Origin of the sequence: Trueperella bonasi (assembly GCF_030811535.1) — a bacterium.
GTDB classification, from domain to species: domain Bacteria; phylum Actinomycetota; class Actinomycetes; order Actinomycetales; family Actinomycetaceae; genus Trueperella; species Trueperella bonasi.
Genome location: NZ_JAUSQX010000001.1, coordinates 367,222 through 384,877, shown reverse-complemented (window position 1 = coordinate 384,877; position 17,656 = coordinate 367,222). Strand labels below are relative to the sequence as shown.

Below are 17,656 nucleotides of genomic sequence, written 5' to 3'. Positions count from 1 at the left end.
CCCATGGCTAAAAGAAAGTACTTCAAAGGTCCTGTAACCTTGCGGCGCAAGCAGATCCCGGATACGACGACGGATGCGCGCCTTCTGCACCCACTGCAGGACACGTCGTTTATTCATTCCGATCCGTGGCGAATCATGCGGATTCAGGCCGAGTTTGTGGAAGGCTTTGGCGCTTTGGCGAACGTCGGGCCAGCCGTATCGATCTTCGGTTCTGCGCGCACGTCGTCAGATGATCCGTACTACCAGATGGCGGTTGACATCGCGAAGCTTCTGGTTGAAAAGGATTACACCATTATTACTGGCGGTGGCCCCGGGATCATGGAGGCTGGCAACAAGGGCGCGGTTGAAGCCGGTGGTACATCCGTCGGCTTAGGAATTGAACTTCCCTTCGAACAGGGCATGAATGATTACGTCGATCTGGGAATTAATTTCCGCTATTTCTTCGTGCGCAAGATGATGTTTGTGAAGTACTCGCTCGGTTTTATCGTGATGCCGGGTGGCTATGGCACAATGGATGAACTGTTCGAGGCGTTGACGCTGGTTCAGACCCACAAGGTGTCTTCTTTCCCCGTTGTTCTGGTAGGTAGCGAGTATTGGAGTGGCTTGGTCGATTGGATCAAGACGACGTTACTCGATGGCGGTTTCATTAGCCCGGGCCACGAGGAGATCTTCACGGTCGTCGATACAGCTGAAGAGGCCGTCCAAGAAGTCATCGATGGCGTACATCGCCTTGCCGATGAGATCCGAGCGCAAGATGAGCAAGAGTAGAAAAGATTTAGGTTGTCAGCCCAGATAGACTCACAGAAGATCAGCCTCGACCCGAGCAATTGTGTGACTTAAAGCAAAGCTAACCTGCCAAGATCTTCGATTTCACGTAGAATTAGTGGTGGATGCAGGCGCATGGGCGCCTCGAAAGGAGAAAAATCCATGGCAGCCATGAAACCGCGTACGGGAGATGGACCGCTCGAAGCGGAGCGTGATATCCACGGCACAACTTTGCGGATGCCGCTCGAGGGTGGGGGCCGTCTGGTGCTTGAACTTAACGATGATGAAGTTAAGTCTCTTCACGAAGTTTTGGATAAGCTCCTGAAGCTTTAGACCTTAACGCTGATGAGAAGACCGTCCCCAAGGGGAATGAGGCTGGAGACCATGTCTTCAGCCTCAATTAGTTCTTTGCCCAAATTCCGCAGTGCGACAGTCGATTCGTCGCGACGCGCAGGATCTGCCACTCGATCGTTATTGAGCGCGTGGGCGAGGACGAGCGTGCCGCCCTGGCGTAACATTCGGATCGCCTCAGAAACATCGCCGGCAGCTTCGGCCGGATCAGCATCGATAAGTACGAGGTCATAAGAATTATTCGATAGTCGGGGCAACATGTCTGCACTTCGGCCGTTGATCAGCCGGTAGCGCCCCGCGCGGATTTTCGCGTCAGCAAACGCGTTTCGCGCATAGCTTTGGGCTTCGGAATCGATGTCGATACTGGTCAGTACCGAATCATCTGATCCGGCGAGGAGGTAGAGCCCCGACACTCCGGTGCCGGTACCCACCTCGGCAATATGCTTCACACCGCTCATCGATGCAAGCGTTTTAAGAAAGTGGCCGGTCGAAGGGGACAGACAGGTGATACCGAGTTCGGCAGCGTATGTGCGGGCAAGCCGCGCATGCTGATCTTCATCCACTATCTGTTCGGCATATGCCCACGACTGCGCTTTATCGACTGCCATGACCTCTCCCGGTTAGCGATATATATCAGATTTTAGCTCACCGGCGAGACGCCGAGCGACATGCCGGATAGTCCGCGTGCGCGGCGGCTGAGGTGAGATGCGATATCACGAACGGCTACCTGCGCCGGAGAATCGCCATCTTGAGCCGAGAACGGATCGCCCGCATCCCCGCCCTCGCGCAGTTCCTGCTCGAGCGGGACCTGGCCGATCAACGGCACCTCGTAGCCGAGTGTGCGGGAAAGCTGAGCTGCGACGGCGTCGCCACCACCGGATCCGAAAATGTCCATCTTTGTGCCGTCCGGCATTTGCAAGTAGGACATGTTTTCAATCACGCCCACAACCCGCTGATCTGTTTGGCCAGCCATCATGCCGGCACGTTCCGCCACGTCGGCAGCCGCAACCTGCGGGGTTGTTACCAGCACGATTTCAGATTTTGGAATCAGCTGGGCAACCGAAAGCGCCACGTCGCCCGTACCGGGTGGAAGATCGATGAGTAGAACGTCCAGATCGCCCCAGTAAACATCTGAGAAAAACTGTTCGAGCGCGCGGTGTAACATCGGGCCGCGCCACACCACAGGCCCGTTTTCCTGCATGAACATGCCAATGGAAATCGTCTTCACGTCATGTGAAATCGGCGGAATGATCATGTTGTCCACCACTTGGGGAGGTGTTTTAACGCCGAGCATTTGCGGAATCGAGAAGCCGTAAATATCGGCGTCGACAACGCCTACGTTCAACCCTTGCTGGGCCATCGAGGCGGCCAAATTAACCGTCATGGAGGATTTTCCAACCCCGCCCTTGCCGGATGTGACCGCATAGACGCGCGTCAAGTTACCAGGCTGGGAGAACGGAATGATTCGTTCGGCTTGCCCGCCTCGTAGCGTCTTGCGAAGCTCAGCCTTTTGCTCGTCATTCATCACGCCCATCGACACTTCGACGGCCGTCACCCCATCAAGGGCGCCGACGACGTTTTGCGTATCGGAAGCGATCGTGTCGCGAAGCGGGCATCCGGCCGTCGTTAAATCAATGCCGACGACGACCTTGCCGCCCTCATCAATGTCAACCGAGCGTAACATCCCCAACTCCGTGATCGGACGCTTGATCTCGGGATCAATAACCTTCGCCAGCTCGGCCGTAATTTCTTCAATGCTCGGTAAACTCATGCCTTTATCCTATCTTCACCGGTAACAATTAACGAACATAGCGCTATGCGCTGAAAACCCGCGCTAGTTGGACTCTTCGCCCTCCGACGGTGCATGCCCGAGCTGTGCAAGCTTTGCGCGAAGCTCTGCGATCGTTTCGTATTGTTCAGCGATCGTGGCGTTTTGCTGGTTGAGCTGATCGCGCATTTCCGATCTCACAAAATCGCGAGTAGCCAGATCCCGCATCGACATGCGCAATGATGCGATTTCCCGAGTGAGGAACTCGGTATCTGCCAGATTACGTTCCGCCTGTTGACGATCCTGCTCCGCGCTCACCCGATCTCGCGCATCCTGGCGATTTTGCGCCAGCAGAATCAACGGCGAAGCGTAGGAGGCCTGAAGCGAAAGCATCAGGGTCAAAGCCGTAAATCCAAGTGCGGCAGAATCAAACCGCACGTGTTCAGGCGCAAGTGAATTCCATCCGATCCACACAACCACGAATAGCGTCAGCCAGATAATAAATCTTGGGGTGCCGGTGAAGCGTGCGATGCGCTCAGCCACGACTCCGGCGGCATCCGAATCAATCTTGGCCGGCCGAAGCTTCCGGCGTCGCCGCTCAAGCGGCTGATCAAAAGTTTCAGGCATCGGAGTTCTCCTCTTCCTCGTCGTGGCGCTCATCCATGTGGGAATCAACCGTGTCTTCGTCCGCCGAACGCCAATCGCGTGGCATTAGGTGGTCAAGAACGTCATCAACGGAGACGGCGCCCACCAGCAAACCGTTGTCAACAACTGGCAATACCGTCAAATTGTAAGTTGCGAGCAGGCGCGTGATGGTTCCGATGCCGTCGTCGGGTGAAAGTGGCTCCACCTGATCGATCATCGTGCCCACCATCTCTGAGGGCGGCTCGCGCAGTGCGCGCTGCAGGTGAACCACGCCAAGGTACTGACCCGTCGGTGTTTCCGTCGGCGGGCGAACAATGAAACACATGGAAGCAATTGCAGGCGGAATGTCCTCGCGGCGAGCTGCGGCAAGGAGCATGGCTACGTGGGCGTCGGGGGAGAGGATGAGCGGTTCGGTGGTCATCATGCCACCGGCCGTGCGCTCGCCGTAAGACATGAGGCGGCGGACATCTTGGGCTTCCTCCGGCTCCATGCGGGCAAGCAGAATCTCGGCTTTCGATGCCGGCAGATCGTTGACCAAATCGGCCGCATCATCAGGTTCCATTTCCTCCAAAATGTCAGCGGCGCGTTCCACTTCGAGCGCGCTCATGATCGTCACCCGGTCCGCGTCCGACATTTCTTCCAATACGTCGGCAAGGAGGTGATCGTGCATCTGGCTTGCGACGGCGATCGCTCGCTCGTCGGGTAAATCAGAGAGAAGATCGGCGACGTCGGGCGCCTTAAGTTCATTAATCTGCGCAAGCAGAGCCGTTGCCGCCTGATTCGCAACCTTCGTGCGCAGGCCCGAAACTTCCAAGCTGCTGACCAGCTTCGTGTTACCCGCGTCGGCGCTATCCTTACCCATGCGAACATAGAGCGTCATGAGTGCCCACTGCCGGTTACCCACCTGTTCGATGGCGACGTCCACGACGCTCGCGGTTCCACTACCGTCGTTAAAGGTCACTTCACGGTCTAGTAGTTCGCCGAGTACCATCGTTTCTGATGGGCGCTGCTCGAAACGGCGAATATTTAGCAAACCGGTTGTAATGACCTGGCCGTTCGCAATCGATGTTACGCGCGTAAGCGGTAGAAACACCCGGCGTTTCCCGGTCACGTCCACTACTAGGCCAACAGCCGACGGGTTTCCCCGAAGTCTGAAAACGACGACGATGTCGTGCACTTTACCGACCCGGTCACCCAGTGGATCATAAACGGGTGCCCCCGCAAGTCGCCCGGCAAATACGCGCGGGCCCGTGGCAACTGTCATGAGTTTTCCTTCCAGATGTCAGCCATCCACTGCTCCACGTCGGCCGCTGTGCGAGGGATGGATTCGGACATACGGATCGCGCCGTCGTCAGTGACGAGAATATCGTCTTCTATTCGCACGCCGATTCCGCGGAAACGCTCGGGAATTTTCAGGTCGTCGGCCCGGAAGTACAGGCCGGGTTCGATCGTGAAAATCATGCCCGGCTCAAGGTAGGAATCCTGGTAGAGCTCACGTTTGGCCTGCGCGCAATCGTGCACGTCAAGTCCGAGGTGGTGGGAGGTGCCATGGGGCATCCAGCGGCGGTGGTATTGGTTTTCTGGTTTCAGCGATTCTTCTGCGCTCACGGGCAGAATTCCCCAGCGCTCCAAATGCTTGGCGATTACTTCCATGGCGGCCGCGTGAATATCCTTGAATTGCACCTTAGATTGTGCGACCTCGAGGCAACGTTCGCAAGCTTCCAGCACGGCGTCGTAAACCTCGCGTTGCGTTTCGGTGAACTTGCCAGAGATCGGGAGCGTGCGCGTGATATCCGCGGTATAGAGCGAATCAACTTCGGCGCCAGCGTCGATAAGGATCAGCTCGCCATCGCGAACCTGGCCGTCATTGGTGATCCAGTGCAATGTGTTCGCGTTGTTGCCGGCCGCCGCGATCGTTTCGTAGCCAAGGCCGTTGCCTTCTTCGCGTGCCTTGGCGTGGAAAACGCCCTCGAGTACGCGTTCGCCGCGCCAATGCTCCTTCGCGCGCGGCAGTGCACGGATCATTTCATCGAATCCGGCAGCCGTGACGTCGATTGCCTTTTGCATTTCGGCAATCTCAAACTCGTCCTTCGTCAGCCGCATTTCGGAAGTGGCTTCGGCGAGCCGGGCATCAGCCTGCGCGGCGCCTTCGGTCAGGCCGCTCTGTTCGCGAAGTTCCGCCACCAAGGCCTCGACCGCCTGGTCCGATTGTGGCATCACGCGGATTTGCACCTCGCCCAGATCCTTCGAAATAGCGTCTTTCATCTCATCGATGTGCGCCACCTTGATACCCGTAGCGGTTTCCATTTCTTCTGCCGATAGGCGGGCTCCCACCCAGAATTCGCCGTGGCGCGAATCCGCATAAAACTCTTCCGAAGAACGCGGGGCGCGCGGGTGGAAGTAAAGGGTAACCTCGTGGCCCTCGTCAACCGGATTAAACACGAGTACAGCTCCGGGTTCATCTTCACCGCCAAGCCCGCTCAAGTGCGAAAATGCCGAATGCGCGCGAAACCGGTAGTCCGTATCGTTCGAACGCACCTTCAAGTCGCCAGCGGGAATGATCAGGCGCTCCCCGGGAAAAAGCTTGGACAGAGTCTCGTGCCGGGCCGGGGTGTAATCGGCCACCTCCATCCGCTTCGGCCCGGGCGGGCGTTCACCCCAGTCTTCACCAATAAACTGGCGAAACACCTTACCCTGTGGGCGCTGGGTACGATTGTGGGCTTTTTCTTCGGCTGTCTGCGTTTTATCTGTGCGGTCAGTAGTCATAATCGCATTATCCCACGTTCATCAACGGAACCCGCATTCGTTCGTAGTTGCCGAAATCACCGGGCCGATCTACCGTGAACCTATGATCGACCTGCACACCCACACGAACTGTTCAGATGGCACCGATAGTCCAGCACAGCTGATGGCAAAAGCTAAGCGTGCCGGGCTCGACGTCGTCGGACTGACCGATCACGACACGATCGCCGGCTGGAAGGAAGCCGCGGCGCACGTGGAAAGCACGGGCGTGAGTCTGGTGCGCGGAATGGAGATGACCACGCGGTATAACGACGCCGGTCGGTCAATGTCCGTTCACATGCTCGCCTACCTCTTCGATCCGGAAGCTGGGCAGCTGGCCGAGCATCGAAGGAAGATGAGCGGCGCTCGCGAGGAGCGGGCTCGCGAAATTGTGGCCAGACTTGCTGAAGACTTCTCGATTGACTGGGACGACGTCGTCGCCGTAAAAGAAGTAGGAGCACCTGCCGGGCGCCCGCACATTGCCGACGCGCTCGTCAACCGGGGAATCGTAGCGGATAGAGAGGAAGCCTTCGCGCAGCTGCTTCATCCGGATAACAAGTATTACGTTCCCCAATATGCCCCCGATGTTTTTGAGGCGATCGAATGGATCGTTGATGCCGGAGGTAAGGCAGTTTTTGCGCACCCGCTCGCACTTTCACGCGGCCGAATACTGCCTGCCGAAGCCGTTGACCAGATGGCTGAGGCCGGACTATTTGGTATCGAAGTTGACCACCGCGATAACCCTCGCGAACGCCGCGGTGAGATTGTGGCAACTGCGAGCCGCCTTGGACTTTTCCAGTTCGGCACCAGCGACTACCATGGCGAAGGAAAACCGAACCGGCTCGGCGAAAATACCACGCAGCCGGACACGCTCGAGGCCCTGACGCAGGGCTCATACCTGGAGGTCTTACACCCGTGACGTTTGATGGCGCGCTCTTCGCATCGGCCTTCGCTACGCTCTTGGTCATTATCGATCCACCCGGAAACGTGCCGGTGTTCATGGCGCTGACGCGAACCATGGAGAAGAAGGATCGCAAGAAAGTTGCCTTCCAAGCCAATTTTATTGCGCTGTTGCTCTTACTCGTATTTGGATTCTTTGGCTTCTACCTCTTTGATTGGCTTGGCATTTCGCCGTCGGCTCTTCAGATCTCAGGCGGCCTGCTGTTGCTACTGGTGGCCTTGCAACTGCTGACGGGTGAGGAGCAAGATCCGGGCGATGCAGGCGGTTCGATTCACGTGGCCATGGTTCCACTGGGCATGCCACTGCTTGCCGGCCCGGGTGCGATCGTGGCTTTCATGCTCTTGATGCGTGAAGCCGATGGCGACGTGATCGATAAGGTCACCGTGATCGGTGCGATGACGATCGTGCTCATTATTTCTTGGATTGCGATGCACTTTTCCGGCACCATCATGCGAGTCTTGGGCGAGGCCGGCGTCATGCTACTAACCCGCCTGTCGGGCATGCTTCTCGCGGCGATCGCTACTCAGCTGATCATTGCCGGCGTACTAGGTGTGGTTGAACCGCTCATCGGCTAGCGTCTGATCCGGCGCCGCTGCCGCCGAGGCCTTTCCTCGCCTCCACTATCGCTACGATCACCTTCGTGGTGCTGACCTTCGTGGCGGTTACTATCCGAACCCCGATCGGTACGCCGAGTGCGTTTGCGTTGCCTACCTCCGCGCTCATCTCTACTTGAGCGTTCACCTCTGGCCCCGGGGCCCCGACCTCGCCTGCGGCCCCGACCTTGCCCGCGGCCCCGGCCGCGCGGTGTGCGCTTGCCGGTTTCGCCCAGATCCTCAAGTTTTTCGGCGTCGAGGCCGGCGCGCGTACGTTCGGATTTGGGTAGGCGGCCGGTGGCCTTCGGGTCGATGTCCAAATCGGTGTAGAGATGGTCGGAGGTGTGGTACGTTTCCACCGGTTCTGGGAATCCGAGATTGAGCGCATTATTGATCACGGACCAACGTGGCATGTCTTCCCAGTCCACGAAGGTGACGGCCGTCCCCTTACTTCCAGCACGGCCGGTACGACCAATGCGGTGCAGGTAGGTCTTTTCATCCTCTGGGCACTGGTAGTTAATAACGTGCGTCACGTCCTCGACATCGATACCGCGTGCGGCGACGTCGGTTGCCACGAGCACGTCGATCTTTCCGTTGCGGAAGGCGCGCATGGCCTGTTCACGTGCGCCTTGGCCGAGATCGCCATGCAGGGAGCCGGTCGCGAAGCCGCGGTCTTCGAGTTCGTCGGCGAGCCTTGCTGCAGTGCGTTTAGTGCGGGCAAAAACGATGGTGAGCCCGCGGTCTTTCGCCTGCAAAATACGAGCAAGTACCTCGGACTTATTGAGGGCATGAGCGCGGTAGACCACCTGTTTGACCTGCTTGACGGTTGCCGAATCGTCGTCGTGCGCCTGGGCGCGAATGTGCGTCGGCTTGGACATGTATCGGCGGGCCATGGTGATGACCGGGCCGGGCATTGTGGCTGAAAATAGCATGGTGTGGCGATTCGGCGGCGTGGATGCGAGGATCGTTTCGACGTCCTCAAGGAAGCCGAGGTCGAGCATCTCGTCGGCTTCATCAAGCACAACCGTGTGCGCAGTGGAAAGATCAAGTGTGCGCTGTTTACTCAGATCGATCATGCGTCCTGGCGTGCCGACGACGATCTCCGCACCTTTTTCCAGTTGCTTAACCTGCGGTTCGTAGGCTTTACCGCCGTAAACTTCGACGACGCGAATGTTGCGGTTGGCGCTGATATCGCGAATATCTCCGGCAACCTGTTTGGCAAGCTCGCGGGTCGGCACGACGATAAGTCCCTGAGGCTTACCGGGGTTGCGTAACTTGTCCCACCCTTCCTCATTGGGTCCAATCACCTTTTCGACCATTGGGATGCCAAAGCCGAGCGTTTTTCCAGTGCCCGTTTTGGCTTGGCCAATGATATCCGAGCCTTTGAGCGCAACCGGAAGGGTGAGTGCCTGGATGGGAAAGGGAAATGTAATCCCTTGTGCTTCGAGCGCTTCGACAATTGGCGTGGAGACGCCGTAGTCGGCAAAAGACTTTTCTTTCAGTTCGAGTTCTGCTGCCGACGCCTGGATATCAGCTTCCGGTTCGTTTGCTTGGCGCACGATGGCGCCGGTCGTGTTCACAATTCCAGATTGTGGTTGTTCTTGCACAGTATTCACTTTCGACTTGGGAGGGCGCGCCGGATTGGAATGCGCCCGGGCAGCCGATCGTGAAAATTCTTGAGTCAAACCGTGACGACCGGTCAGCCACGGATGAGTCTACCCGATTAGAACCCGAATCCCACGCGCCGCGTTTGAGCTTCGTTGATTTGAACGTAGCCGATGGCTGTGGAGGGAACGAGCACGACGTTTCCATCCGTGTCTTCAAGCGAAAGAACCGTGCCGTTTTCAAGAGCGTCGGAGACTTTTTGACCAACTTCGTCGCTACTCAGTGCGACGTTGAGGGTTAACTCGCGCTGAATGTTACAAATTCCGATAGTGATGTCCATGTTTCCTCCGATTGTCAGCAGGTCTGCACCAATTCTATCCGGTGGAAGTGCCGAAGTTTGGTTGCTTTTCATTGCGAGCCAAAACTATGTCGGACCAGTCCGTTAGGCTCGGTGTTATGGAAAACGAATGTGAGCCAAAAAGTGACGAAAGCCGCCAGTGGGATGCCTCTCAACAGGCAGTGCTCGGCCTGCGCGCGCCTTGCGTTGCATCGGTGATTGGTGCACCCGGAACCGGCAAGAGTGCGCTCACGATCGAACTGGCCATCAATGTTGTGCGGGAAAATCCGGATGCGCAGGTTGCCGTTCTTTCCCCCGATCGCAGGGCAGCCTCGGATCTTCGCAACGCTCTATCACGCACGCTAGGGTACTTGCCCGCAACGGTGGACGTGCGCTCGATTACTGCTTTCGCGTTCGGGATTGTATCGGCCTACGCGCAGTATGTGGGTAGGCGCGAACCGGAACTTTTGAGCGGTCCAGATCAAGATTCTTTTCTTAAAGAGTATTTTGATCTTATTTTGGCCGGTGCCGTTCCGGGAAGTTTGCCCGAGTGGGCGCAAGACGGCGAGGCGGCACGTTTGCCCGCCTATCGCGCGGAGTTCAGAGATCTCATCACACGGGCTGCCGAATTGGAACTTTCAGCTGACGATTTGGCAAGGCTGGGGGAACGCGTGGGGGAGCCGATCTGGCAGGTGGGCGCCCACATTATGGAGGGATACGAAAAGGCGCTGGCTACTCAGGCGGGAATTGGGCACCAAAACCAAGACATCGTCGATCACGCACGCCTGCTCACGCAAGCTGCGGCCATGCTTCAGGGGTGGGAACGCGCGGAGGTGCGCGGCGGAAAGCTCGGTATTGCTAAGCCCCGCTGGGATTGGGTGATCATCGACGACGTGGAAAACTCCACTTTGGCCGTGCGTGCCCTGCTCCAAGCGCTGAAAGCCGACGGTTCTTCGATTGTGACCTTCGGTGATCCGGATGCGGCGGTGCAAGGATTTCGTGGCGGCGTTGCTCACCTGCCCGCGCTACTCACCCGGGATGAACCGGCGGGCGGTATTGGTGCCCAGCGCATGTACTTAACCCATCGGTATCGCTCTGGCGGGCAGATTGCGCAGATAGCACAGCGAGTAACCTCGGGTATTCACACCGCTGGTGCGGGTAAGCACAGGTCGGCAGATTTCGTAGCGGACAGCGCGAATATGGATTCTCAGGGAGCTGACGGCGTAGCGTGCTACCCGGCCTCAGCTCGGATTTTTGCGAACGAGGATGAGGAAATTGCCTATGTTGCAACCCGCATGCGGCGCCTGCATTTACTGGACGCAGTGCCATATTCGAAGATGGCGGTGGTGACTAGATCAGCCGGTATGCACGAAGCTACGCGGCGATCTTTTTTGCGATACGGCGTTCCTATTACCATGCCGGTACGCTCGGAACCGCTTCGCGAGCAACGTGCGGTAGCCGCGCTGATCGACCTTCTCGAACTCGCGCTCGCCGAGCCGGCGGCAGTGGATGTGGGGCAGATAGAGCAGGTTTTGACGGGCGTGTTATTTGCCATTGATCCGTTAGATTTGCGTGGCCTGCGGCGTGAGCTACGCGGCTGGGAGCTGGCCGACGGTGGGGCACGTTCGGAATCCGAGCTGCTCAAGCTCGTGATCGATGGTGGCGAACTTTTGAAAAACGTGCCCGAACTGCATCGGGCCCACAAAGTGATCGCGCGGATTAGGGCGGCGCGCGAACGTGGCGCTCTGGGTGAAGAAGTTCTCTGGGAAGCCTGGGCCGGAGTCGGGGTTGCGGAGGCGTGGCGGGAGCAAGCGCTTGGGGTCGGCGCCCATGCAGATGCTGCAGATAGCGATCTTGATGCCGTGATTTCGATGTTCCGGATTGCTCAACGGCAAGCTGATCGTGACCCGGCAGACGCTGGTATTGACGTGCTTTTGGAGGCACTTGAAGATCAGGATCTGCCCGAAGATTCCATCGCGCGAACGGGAGCCCTCGCGGACGAGGTGGCCCTTGTGACGCCGTCGTCGACGATCGGGAAAACCTGGGACCACGTGGCGATCCTCGGGTTGAACGAGGGAGTGTGGCCTAATACGAGGTTGCGCAACCCGCTAACCAAGGTCCCCAAATTAGTCAATGTGGTGCTCGGTTCGGAGATGGCGGGCCGCGACGTGGTATCCGGGCAGCTGGTACGCGATGTGATTGACGATGAGCTACGAATGCTACTCAAATCGATCACCCGCGCGAGAGAGTCTGTGCTAGTCACGGCCTCGTGCGGTGACGGGGTGCAACCCTCGCGATTTTTAAGCTGGCTGTTCCCTGAAGCGAAAGAAGCCACTTCGGTGGCAAGCCTTCTGGACACCGCGGGTTTGACCGGCGAGTTGCGCCAAGCCATGGCCAGTGGTGATGAGATCCTGTCGCACGCCGCACAGGCAATCCTCGATGGGCTCGCGCGCAAAGGTGTGGCAACGGCGCAGCCGCAAACATGGGTGGATAGCTTCGAGCCAACCACCTGTGAGGGTTCGAACGGTGATGTCTTCGTGTCGCCCTCGCGAATAGAGTCGGTAATGAGGTGCCCGCTGCGCTCGTTTTTCAGTTCGCTCGGTGCAGAGTCCGCGACAGACACTCGAGCTTTAGACGTGGGGATGCTCATCCATACTCTCGCGGAGGAATTCCCGAACGGTCCGGCCGATGCTGTGCGAGTTCGAGCAGATAAATTGATCGCCCAGCTAGATTTCGAATACGACTTTGAGGGCACCAAAATGCGAGAGGAAATCGACGTGATGGTGATGAGCCTTGGAAAGTATCTCGAAAGCACCACGGCGCAGGTTCGTGTGGAGCAAAGTGGGCGTGAAACGTTGAGCGATGAGCACGGAAACGTGACCGTGAGTGCGCGGTTGGATCGCTTGGAAGCCGATGAGCGGGGTATCACGGTGGTGGACTTCAAAACGTCAAAATCCCCTTTGACGAAGGTGGAGGCGAAAGACAATCCGCAACTGCGCGTTTACCAGTGGCTGGTGAATCGCGGCGCGATCGAAGGTGCAGAAGCAGCTGGCGGGGCGAAGCTCGTGTATGTAAGAAAACCTGCCGCCACGAAGGATCCGGCGAAGAATGGCATGCCGGCGGAACGGATCCAACCAGCCTTGAGCCCCGAGCACATGGCGCAAACGGAGACGATGATCCGGAACGCGGGCAAGGTGCAACGCGGGGGATCATTCGCTGCGATAAGCAATGACATGTGCCGAAACTGTTCGTTTGTTCCCGTATGCCCCGCGATGGGAAGCGGAAGGATTTTCTCGTGACCACCTACGAAGACTTTGAAAAAACGCTCGAATTTACGCCGACGCCCGAGCAGCGTGAAGTGATTGTGAGTGAAGATCACGCGATAGCGGTGATCGCCGGCGCGGGATCGGGTAAAACCGCAACGATGGCTCAGCGAATCGTGTGGCACATCGTCAACGGCAACGTTCGCCCCGATGAGGTGCTCGGCTTGACGTTCACAACTAAAGCCGCAGGGGAGTTGGCAGAGCGCGTCGAAGAGCAACTGGAACATGCCCAGCGGATGGGTCTGATGCCAGGTCAAGATCGCCAGGTGCACGCCGACCAGGCGGGCAATCGCAACCCACGGGAACTCGGCGAAGACGAGCAGGCTGACGCCGTGGCTGACCTGGAACATGCTCAGATGGCAAAGCCGACGATCGCCACGTACAACTCTTTCGCTGCAGATATCGCATCTTCGTATTCCATGCTGATCGGCGAAGATCCACGAGCACGCTTGATAACCGATGCCGAACGTTGGCAAATTATGCGCGAGATCGTCGCGTCGGTAGATTCGCAGACCCGCGAATTCGACGTGCTAAAGGCGTGGTCAGCAAATACTGTGGTTCGCGATGCGCTTCATATTTCTGACGCACTGATCTCGAACGGAGTGACCACCACCGAGCTGCGAGAAGTGCTGTCCGAAGAACAGGAGGCACTGCGCAAACTCGCCGATGTTAGCGTGGCGCGCGGAACGCACACTGAGGCGTCGAAAGCTCAAAGTGGTACCCCGGGTAGCGCTTTGCAAAAGATCGAACGCAGGCTGGCATTGTGCACGATCGTCGATAGTTATTTGGCGTATAAAAAGGAACACTCACTGATCGAGTTTGCTGATCAAGTAGACCGAGCAAATCGAATTCTTAAGGCCGTTCCAGAGCAAGTTAGCGAACTGATTGGGCACTACAAGTTGGTCTTACTAGACGAATATCAGGACACCTCCTCCCAGCAGGCAGAGTTTTTATATCACGCTTTTTCTAATGTGCGGTCCGTCTGCGCCGTCGGCGATCCCAATCAGGCGATTTATTCTTGGCGAGGTGCCTCCGCGGCCGCGCTTTCCGACTTTATGGATAGATTCCGAGTGCCCAGGAATTTAACCCTTTCCACCGCTTTCAGAAACGGTGAGAACATCCTCAAAGCTGCCAATGCGCTGACTTCTGGCAAGCTCTCATATCCGTCGATGACGGTAAAGAAACTTGTGCCACGCCAAAGGGCCAGTGAAGGGGAGGTGCGCTTTATTCACCGAAGTCTGCGGGAAGATTCCTACGACGCAATGGCCGGGCAGTTTGCGCAAATATTTGATGAGGCCCGCCGTAAGCGCGAGGGCGCGGTCAGTTCAGGTGAATCAGACGCCGGCGCCTTCCCGACCGCCGTCGTGCTGTGCCGAGCCCGATCGTACATCGACAACGCGGTGAAAGCCCTTGAAAAATATGACGTCCCCTTTGAAATTGTCGGTGGTGAAGCGCTGATTGAGAAGCCAGAGGTGCGACTGCTTCGGGCCTTCTTGGGCCTGATCGCGGTTCCCGAACGCCACGATCTGCTCGTTCCGATTTTCACCCACTTCGCGATCGGTGTACGCGATTTGCAGGCATTGGCCGCGTTCACAAAGACGCTCTCGAGAGCAACCACAAAGGAATATGCTGCGCAAATGGGCGGCTCGGCAGTGAGCGGGGGGAAGACGGGCGGCGAGTCAATCGAGGTTCGAGCGAGCTTGGTTGAAGCGATCGATGCTCTACCGCACCCGGACGAGGGCAATGGCGTTCCCAATTTGAGCGCCACGGGTCACGCGCGCCTGTTCCATATCCGATCTTTGTTGAAAAGCTTACGCAAGCGGCTCCACTTGCCGGTTCCAGACTTGATCACCTTCGCGATAGACGCCTTAGACCTGCCGTTTTATGCACGATCCCGGCGCGATGGAGGAGCCCGGGTCGAAGGCGCCTTGAGCTCATTTGTGCGGATGGCAGCCCAGTACGTGCGAGATAATCCACGGGCGAACCTGAAGGGTTTTACCGAATGGGTGGACGCGGTTGAGGAGCACGAGAATACTGGCGAGGGCGACGTCAGCGGTGACGCGCAGCTTTTAGAGACCGAGGACGTGGTTCCCGAATCCGGCGTGGTACAGATTATGACCGTGCACGGTGCAAAGGGACTGGAATGGGACGTGGTGGCCATTCCGGAAATGCGATATCGCGGTTTCGATGATTTTTCGCGAGATAAAGCTTGGCAACTCGATGGGAGCGCCTTACCGTTCCCACTGCGAGCAGATAGGGAGCACCTACCTGAATTCAGTTTTGCAAAGCGTTGCCCCGAAGTGATCACCCCGCATGATAAAGCCCCGATTTTAGAAGACTTTCACGAGCATCTGACGGGCCCGCTTGCGGCGCACTATCGAGCCGAACAGCGCCGCCTTGCATACGTGGCGGTTACCCGACCACGCGATATTCTCCTCCTGTGTTCGTATGACCTTCAGTTCGAGGCGCAAGCGGGAACCAAACTAAAAGAACTCGAGAAGCTTGTTGCCAGAGAAGAAATTGCAGGCCCTGTACCGGAGGCTTGCATGCCGCACAATACATTCATTGCGGATATGGAATCGGTATTGACCGCGGATCCGGCCAATGATCGGGTGCTCTGTGGCGCCGACCTGGAGCGCATCGCAGATGAATCCCAGGAGTCGGGAACTGACGTGTGGGATGAGATTTTCGCTCCAGATACCAAACGCTGGCCAGTCGACATCGATCGAAGGCTTGATCGGGCCGATCTGCCACCGGTCAGACTATCGCGTGAGGAGCTCGATCATTTTATGACCAAATGGGAGCAAGAGGCTCACGTACTCATTCAAGAGACGCAATCGAGCACAACTGCCGATCCGATCACGCGCGAATACTTGACAGCTTCCGACGTCGTCAAACTCTCCTCCGATCCGGAAAGCTTTGTACGCGATCAGCGGCGCCCGCTACCGCATCGACCATCGCGCGCAGCTCGTACGGGAACGTTCGTACACGAACAGATTGCCCACCACTACGACGCACCACTGACCTTAGATGTTGATTCGGTTGCGGATCCAGACGAGATGCCGATCGATAGTGCTACGGAAATGACCGATGCGGTGCGCGAGCGGCTTTTGAGTCGCTTTCATCGTTCGCCGTATGCGGCCTGCCCGAAGATCGCCATCGAGGAAGCTGTCGATATCGAATTGGGTGGCAGGCCGATCCGCTGCGTCATCGATGCTGTACTCGACACGTCTGGCCTTGAAGGCCACCCGCCCGTCACGATCGTCGACTGGAAAACCGGGCCTAGACCAGGCCCGGAACAGGTGGAATCTCGCCAATACCAGTTGGCGCTCTACCGACTAGCGTGGTCGGTAGCTCAAGGAATACCGCTCGGGGATATCGGTGCCGTTTTCTACTACCTCGGTGAGCCGAAGGAAGACCAGCGTGCTTTGCATGCGCCGATCTTCAACGCTAAGGAGATTGCCGAACATATTGAAGATCAGTTGGCAGAGGGGGTAGAGCTGGCTGCGGTGAAGCCGGCCTCGTCGGCAGATTCGGCATAGGCGGGTTGCGCTTGGCTCACCGACCAGGTGGGCCCGGGGGCCAGATCGGGATCGGCGTCCACTTCGGCAGCAAGATCGTCCATCATCGCCCGTGCGTCGTCAACGATATCTGGATCGCCACGTCGAGCTCCAAACAGCATCCAGCGTGCCAGTGCAAGCTCAGACATGAGCACGATGCGGTTAAAGAAATTCTCGGACAGTTCCTCACCGAGCGCATTTGAATATGACTCGAGAAGGGCGTCAAACAATTGTTCGTCGAGGGCTGTCACCAGATTTGCAAAGTCAAGCGCCGGATCGCCCACGTGGGCAGAACCGAAACCGAGAACGCACGAGATGGAGCCGTCCGACCACATGAACTGATCTGGTTCGATATCGCCATGCACAACTCGCGGTTCAAAGTCCCACAGTTCTGGCACTTCGAGTGCGTTCTCCCAGCGGCGGCGCAAAACGCCGGGCAGGGCAGAGGTAGCGTCAGCATCATGCAAATCTGCGAGCAAGCGCCGCCGCGTAGTTTCCGCATCGTAAACCGGAAGGCCCGATTTTTCGATAATGTCAGAGGGCAGTTTGTGGATGGCAGCGAGTGTGCGCCCGAGTTCGTGGGCGTGAGCTTCGGTGAGTGTTTCGAAGTCATGTTCCCTGCCGAGGGGAGCGGTATAGACGACCGCGCGCCCTTCGTTTACCTGCGTAAAGCCAGCCGGGCGAACGACGTCGAAGGGCAGGTGGCCATCACGAAGCGCATCTAAGAGCGCGGGTGCGATGGCTGCTTCGGCTTCGATCATCGTTGCCGCGATGGTGTGAAGCGGATATTTGACGATCCACCGCCGCCCTTCGGCATCCACAACGCCACCGAATTGGAAGTCGGCAGTGCGCGTGTACGGGCCACGAACGCCGGCGGCCTCTAGGCCGTCAACGGCGGCGACTGCCAGCGCGGCAAGCTTGAAAGGAGTGATATTCACCCCTCCACGGTATCTGCCGCTGAGCGAAT

Annotated in this window: 14 protein-coding genes; 6 read left to right on the top strand and 8 right to left on the bottom strand. The window is 57.8% G+C overall.

Annotated features, from left to right (window positions below; translation table 11 throughout):
- The first annotated feature begins 3 nt into the window (after positions 1–3).
- Both J2S70_RS01845 and J2S70_RS01840 read left to right on the top strand, forming a co-directional pair.
- Entirely contained in the window at positions 4–768 is a 765-nt protein-coding gene (locus tag J2S70_RS01845) for an LOG family protein (RefSeq protein WP_307682046.1), read from the top strand.
- Between the two features lie 159 nt (positions 769–927).
- Entirely contained in the window at positions 928–1,098 is a 171-nt protein-coding gene (locus J2S70_RS01840) for a DUF3117 domain-containing protein (protein ID WP_307682044.1), read from the top strand.
- Here the strand turns inward: J2S70_RS01840 and J2S70_RS01835 are convergent.
- From J2S70_RS01835 to J2S70_RS01815, 5 genes are all read right to left on the bottom strand, one after another.
- Complete coding sequence (locus J2S70_RS01835; RefSeq protein WP_307682043.1) at positions 1,095–1,724, bottom strand: O-methyltransferase; 630 nt, start codon at positions 1,722–1,724, stop codon at positions 1,095–1,097. The two genes, J2S70_RS01840 and J2S70_RS01835, sit on opposite strands and share 4 nt — an antisense overlap.
- A gap of 32 nt (positions 1,725–1,756) precedes the next feature.
- A complete protein-coding gene (locus J2S70_RS01830; RefSeq protein ID WP_307682042.1) occupies positions 1,757–2,887 on the bottom strand; it encodes an Mrp/NBP35 family ATP-binding protein in 1,131 nt (376 codons plus the stop codon).
- Between the two features lie 63 nt (positions 2,888–2,950).
- Complete coding sequence (locus J2S70_RS01825) at positions 2,951–3,511, bottom strand: DUF1003 domain-containing protein (protein WP_307682041.1); 561 nt, start codon at positions 3,509–3,511, stop codon at positions 2,951–2,953.
- Complete coding sequence (locus J2S70_RS01820; RefSeq protein WP_307682040.1) at positions 3,504–4,793, bottom strand: magnesium transporter MgtE N-terminal domain-containing protein; 1,290 nt, start codon at positions 4,791–4,793, stop codon at positions 3,504–3,506. The genes J2S70_RS01825 and J2S70_RS01820 overlap by 8 nt, the downstream gene beginning before the upstream one ends.
- A complete protein-coding gene (locus J2S70_RS01815) occupies positions 4,790–6,295 on the bottom strand; it encodes an aminopeptidase P family protein (RefSeq protein WP_307682039.1) in 1,506 nt (501 codons plus the stop codon). Before J2S70_RS01815 ends, J2S70_RS01820 begins: the two co-directional genes overlap by 4 nt.
- Before the next feature lie 82 nt (positions 6,296–6,377).
- Here J2S70_RS01815 and J2S70_RS01810 point away from each other — a divergent pair, with 82 nt between their 5' ends.
- Together J2S70_RS01810 and J2S70_RS01805 are read left to right on the top strand one after the other, a co-directional pair.
- Complete coding sequence (locus J2S70_RS01810; RefSeq protein ID WP_307682038.1) at positions 6,378–7,229, top strand: PHP domain-containing protein; 852 nt, start codon at positions 6,378–6,380, stop codon at positions 7,227–7,229.
- Positions 7,226–7,846: a MarC family protein gene (locus J2S70_RS01805; RefSeq protein WP_307682037.1), complete on the top strand. Its 621-nt coding sequence runs from the start codon at positions 7,226–7,228 to the stop codon at positions 7,844–7,846. Before J2S70_RS01810 ends, J2S70_RS01805 begins: the two co-directional genes overlap by 4 nt.
- On the opposite strand, the gene J2S70_RS01800 is transcribed toward J2S70_RS01805, so the two are convergent.
- Both J2S70_RS01800 and J2S70_RS01795 read right to left on the bottom strand, forming a co-directional pair.
- Positions 7,843–9,471, bottom strand: a complete 1,629-nt coding sequence (locus J2S70_RS01800) for a DEAD/DEAH box helicase (protein ID WP_407702621.1) — start codon at positions 9,469–9,471, stop codon at positions 7,843–7,845. The two genes, J2S70_RS01805 and J2S70_RS01800, sit on opposite strands and share 4 nt — an antisense overlap.
- Positions 9,472–9,587: 116 nt before the next feature.
- On the bottom strand, positions 9,588–9,809 hold the full coding sequence (locus tag J2S70_RS01795; protein ID WP_307682036.1) for a DUF3107 domain-containing protein: 222 nt from the start codon (positions 9,807–9,809) through the stop codon (positions 9,588–9,590).
- Positions 9,810–9,925: 116 nt separating this feature from the next.
- Between J2S70_RS01795 and J2S70_RS01790 the strand changes: the two genes are divergently transcribed.
- Together J2S70_RS01790 and J2S70_RS01785 are read left to right on the top strand one after the other, a co-directional pair.
- Positions 9,926–13,105, top strand: a complete 3,180-nt coding sequence (locus tag J2S70_RS01790; RefSeq protein WP_307682035.1) for an ATP-dependent DNA helicase — start codon at positions 9,926–9,928, stop codon at positions 13,103–13,105.
- Positions 13,102–16,671 carry an ATP-dependent DNA helicase gene (locus tag J2S70_RS01785; RefSeq protein ID WP_307682034.1) on the top strand — a complete coding sequence of 1,190 codons (3,570 nt, stop codon included), beginning with the start codon at positions 13,102–13,104 and terminating at the stop codon, positions 16,669–16,671. Before J2S70_RS01790 ends, J2S70_RS01785 begins: the two co-directional genes overlap by 4 nt.
- Here the strand turns inward: J2S70_RS01785 and J2S70_RS01780 are convergent.
- A complete protein-coding gene (locus J2S70_RS01780; protein WP_307682033.1) occupies positions 16,608–17,627 on the bottom strand; it encodes a phosphotransferase in 1,020 nt (339 codons plus the stop codon). The two genes, J2S70_RS01785 and J2S70_RS01780, sit on opposite strands and share 64 nt — an antisense overlap.
- Positions 17,628–17,656 lie beyond the last annotated feature (29 nt).